At 42.3% G+C, this 4,830-nt stretch carries 1 protein-coding gene; it reads right to left on the reverse strand.

What is annotated here, in order from left to right:
* Positions 1 to 4,830: hemagglutinin repeat-containing protein (locus tag ABFQ95_07585; GenBank protein MEN8237382.1), on the reverse strand; the 4,830-nt coding region annotated here is incomplete at both ends.

Genomic DNA, 4,830 nt, shown 5'->3' on the forward strand with positions numbered 1-4,830 from the left:
GTCTTTAATTTCCGACCATAATTTATCTAAGTTATGCACTTGAGCACGCAGCTCATCCAGAACTGGATTGTTATTTTCTGGGTCTAGGTTTAGTAAGTCCTCTACTGGACCTGCAACTTGCAATCTTTCGCGAACCGTGCGAGCGGTTTGGTCAATTGCTTGCATGACTTGGCTATGGCGCTCACGCAGGTCTTCTGCTTCTTGAGACCAATTCACTAAGTCACCACCCAACAATGCTTCACGGATCTCTGGGGCTACAAGACCGCGAATTTTCCTGCTGTTCTTGTGCGCTAATAGCTTCGTGCTGGCAGCACTTCTGGGATCTTTTGCTCCAGTATCTGCAAGCAATCCCCAAAAACCGCAATCATTATTCTGCCAAAGCTTTTTAGCTGTTCTGCCGATATTGGGCATTTTCCTGAGGTAAAACTGTTCTCCTGACTCTGTTGTCAGGCTTTGTGGAATTACACCGTCTGGACGAAGACCATAAGCTCCAGAACGACTCAGCAAGGTTTCTCCGACTTTGAGATAAAACTGCTCGGTGCCCACTATTTGCGCGATCTTATTCAAGGTCTCATGGCGTTGTTCTTTCTTCATCTTGGAAAAGTCACCAGATGTTGAAAAGGAACTGCTTGAAACACTGCTGTCAAATTTATCTAACACGGATTCTATTTTCAAAGAACCAGTCACCACAGCATCAAATAGCTTGGCCTTGAGGTTGCTACCAAGGAACACCAAATCATCAACCCGTAAGAACACCTCATCGGCATCAATCTCGGTTTGGTCATGGGTGGTGCGAGTTGAGCGTTGCGAAGATTTAGAACTGGATACGGTCGGAATTCCTCCGGTTAGTGGATTACCACAGACCGATTTACTGCGATTTTGTTGCTCGCTTCTTTCTTCATTGACCATTGGTGCTGTAGAGAATTTTTCTGACAATACTACCAATTTCTTAAACTTGTATTTGCCCTCAAGGTGGGTTTTCGGCCCTAAAAACACTGCTTCATCCATGTTAATTATATTGGGGCACGCTTGTTGGCGCATATAAGAACTCTTGCTCTTAGAGCTACTTAAGTTGACGGAGGTCCAACGTGACAAGACAGCTAGGTAATTGCCAGCTAGCAAATTGGCAATGTCTATTGCAGCTTTAATACCCTCTGACCCTGCTTGCATCACGGCGGTCGCTTTTGCACCATCATCATTAGCTTGTGAGAGACTCTTGCGACAGTTCAGCAAAGCACCGTTGCAACCGTGATTAAATGTTGAAGATCTAAGCCCGGTGGTCTTGCTGGTGGTTTCTTGCCATTCACGCAAATGAGTTGTCTCTGTGATGACTTTCTTTTTGCTGACAAAACGTCCAATATTGGCAATTACACTTTCAAAAGTTAACGTATCACCAAAAGGGCTTTCCCACTCATTAACGTTTATCCTGCTGGGAGAACCTACCTCTGCTCCACCTTTGGTTTGGGTTTTGGCTGAACCAAAGGCATTCTTTTTGCTCCTGGTTTGCCAGCGTTTTTGCTCTTGCTTTTGCATCCCAATTTTGAGCTTTCCCTTCGTTTTATCTTCTACTTTATCGGCAGTAATTGTAGTACCAAGTATCTCTGCCTCTGCCAAATTAAGATGAACGGTTGCAGGTGTACTAATATGGTCATTTTCGATCTCAACATCTTCTTGATAAGATGCAGAGTTGCCTTTACGAAGCACTCCCTTTTTTTGGGTTGAAGTGTGTCTGCTATTGACTGTCGCCACTGGCTGTTTTTGCAACCTGCGACCTTCGTAGGTAATATCCCCTTGGGCAATATCGTCCACACCATTTTGCACAATTGTTCCTGTTCTCTTGTTTACTTTATGAGTAATTTCACCTTCTGAAAGGTGGGTGTTTTTTACAACTTTTTGTGTTTGGGTCGTTGTGGTTGTCGTGGTTTTCGAACGGCCGACAAGCCTTCTTCTTCCCTTTTTTGTCTCTGTCTGATGTGTAGTTTTTGTCAGCTTCAGTACCTCACTCACCAAATCGCCCTCTTTTGAACTGCGGTGCAATCCTCCTTTTCCAGCGATTAAGCAGGCACCAATTTCTGTGTTGCGCTTTTTTCCTTGTAGGTTTATTTTACTGCGGCCGTGAATCGTAACTTGCGGACAAGCCAACTCTTCAATCGTTGTCGTATTGCCATCACTGTAAATCCGAACATCTTTTTTTGTCTCGGCCAACAACTCATTATCAGCATCTATATCAACTTCTTCTCCTTCCATATAACCACTACGCAATGTGGCGTTATTATCTGCATGGATATCTACATTGCCCCCAACAGCACCCATATAACCCGAATCTTGATTCATCGGATCTTGATCTTTTTCAGAGACAAGCAGGAAAGGACGGAGTTCTTCAAGATAGCCCTTGGCATCGCGGCCGGTATGTTGATGGGCGTCATAAATTTTTTCAAGATCATACACAATCATCGATTCTAGCGTTGACAATAACTCTTCACGACTAATGACCTCCTTGCCAGTGCCCTCAGCGTTACGGTGTAATAGATCAATTAAATCTGAATCTAACCCTTGCAAACCCATCAACTTACTCGCACAGTCACGAACTGCCATACGAACCCCTAAAGGAAATAATGTGAAACGAGTTCGGTCTGAATTTTGCGGACGCCTGTCTAAACACACGATCCTGTTTTTATCTATTTCGTTTCCTGCTGCCAACGGTACCGTTGCGTCTATTCGATAACGGGAGCGGGTATCACTACTTCCTCTATCTTGAAACAAGCCATTGTCTGTGACATGCAGATCTGCAAAATATTTAACCAGATCAACAATCACAGAAGTTCGAGGACCTTTGGCACGCCGATTATCAATGTTTTCCAACAAAAAATCCCTGACAGTCATTTGGAGCTTTTTGCCTTGAACGCTGCCGTTGACTTCTAACAATCCAGTGTTGATGATCACGCCATTACTACCTTTAAGGACACCTGGTTCATTGGTTTTACTGTTATGAACTTGGTAATAGGACGGCAACGTACTATCTTGATCGATATTATTATTCGATCGTAAATCCCAAATAAGCCCACTGGCCTGAACTCGAGAGCCATTTAAATAAAATTGCTCAACGTCGAAATATAAATTTCCAGAGCCACCATTTTCATTTGAAATTTCAAAAGCTGCTGCGTCTGATTGTTCGTAAGGGGTATTCGTTACTCCACTCTGTGTAAAAGTCCACCGTCCACTTTTCTGTGTTTTAGACCAAGACTGTTTATGATTTCCACAATCTTCCCGCATCGTTTCAAATCTTCTGGCTCTGACAATACCGCCAGCTTGTCCCCAGATTTGTCCGGCCTTGTTGCGCACAATATTTCTCGCTGCTAAAGTCAAAGGACCTTGTGAGAGAATACGGCCATATTCGTTCAGAATTGAGCCATTTCTGGAACGAAGGCGTACTTGAGGACAGTTCCTACCCGCACCAGACTCTTGACCATTTTTATCTAAATAAGATGCAACAATAAAAGCACCGTTTAGGCCATATTTAAAATCACCCTTGCCCGTACCTCTTTGACCATTCCAGATATTGCCTACTGCGGTGATATCAACACCTTTACCGCCATAAAGTTTGCCTTGTTTATTGTCAACAAAGCCTGAGGAATTTATGTTGAGTAAGCCTAAAGCACTAATCAAACCTTCATTGGTAAAATTACCAACCTGCATGTGCAGAGGTCCTGGCAACTTTAGGTTTCCTTTATGAGTGTAATCCTTGGTCTTAAGATGCAGTGTGCCGGAATAATTAATGTTCGATTTTTTAAAGAACTTGTCAACGTCCACATTGCCCTTAGTTTTAACTGTAAAATCACCTTTTGTTTTTGCATGGCCAAATTTCGTAAGATCAGAACCAAGGGTCAACTTAGTACTTTTAGCAAAATTCAAATTCCCCTGGTTGTTCATATCTTTGAACGTTACTTTCCAACTATCGTGGAAAGAAATCCGGCCCTTATTCGAAATATTATGAATATCGTAAACGCCGCGTTCAATCGTAAGTTTGCCTGAATTGTATAACTCATCAAATTTCAATTGAGAATCATGAAGCTTAACCTTGCCAGTAGAATAATTATTAAACTTACTCACCCGCCCTAAAGAGTCAACGTGTCCTAAAACTAGGTTGCCTGAATTGCTAAAAAAATGTGAATACTGATTCAGGGTTAGTCCCTGTAAATTAGCCGTACTGCCCTTTTCATTTTTGAAATTTCCCGATAAATCCAGATTCGTCCTGGTTGTACCTCTGACCACCCCCTTGTTGGTTAGGTTGTTACCTTTAAACTTTAAATTTGCTGCTTGTAAAGTCCCTTGGTGCTCATAGTCTTGTCCAAGTTCTAAATCTATGCAGTTTGCAGATAGAATTTTCTGCTCTTTCCCGCCATGCAGGCTATCTGCTTTCAGGGTAAGTTTTTGTTTCGCATCTATGGTTCCTGCATTAGCCATCTGGTCTGCGTCCAGTCCCAAAGATTTTTTACTCAAAAGAATGCCATTATTTTCAATGTTCTGTGCTGTTAATTTGCCGTTTTTAATCACTACAAAATCTTTATGATTTGTTAACTGATATAATTTTGCATAACGACCTTGCAGATCCAGCTCATTAAGCTGAATTTTACCCCGGTTTTCAACTTGCCAACTTATGTTCCAAATACTTTTCTCCAACAACCCAATGATTTCACCCCAGTTAAATATCTCCCCCCCAGTTAGGTTGACGGTCTTATCTCCTTGAATTTTACCCTTATTTTTAAGAGTTTTACTGAAGTTCAAATTCACCGCTTGTGAGGAACCAATTGCTGCACCAGACGCATTCGT

The sequence above is a fragment of the Pseudomonadota bacterium genome, assembly GCA_039714795.1.
In the GTDB taxonomy this organism is placed as follows: Bacteria; Pseudomonadota; Alphaproteobacteria; order JAGOMX01; family JAGOMX01; genus JBDLIP01.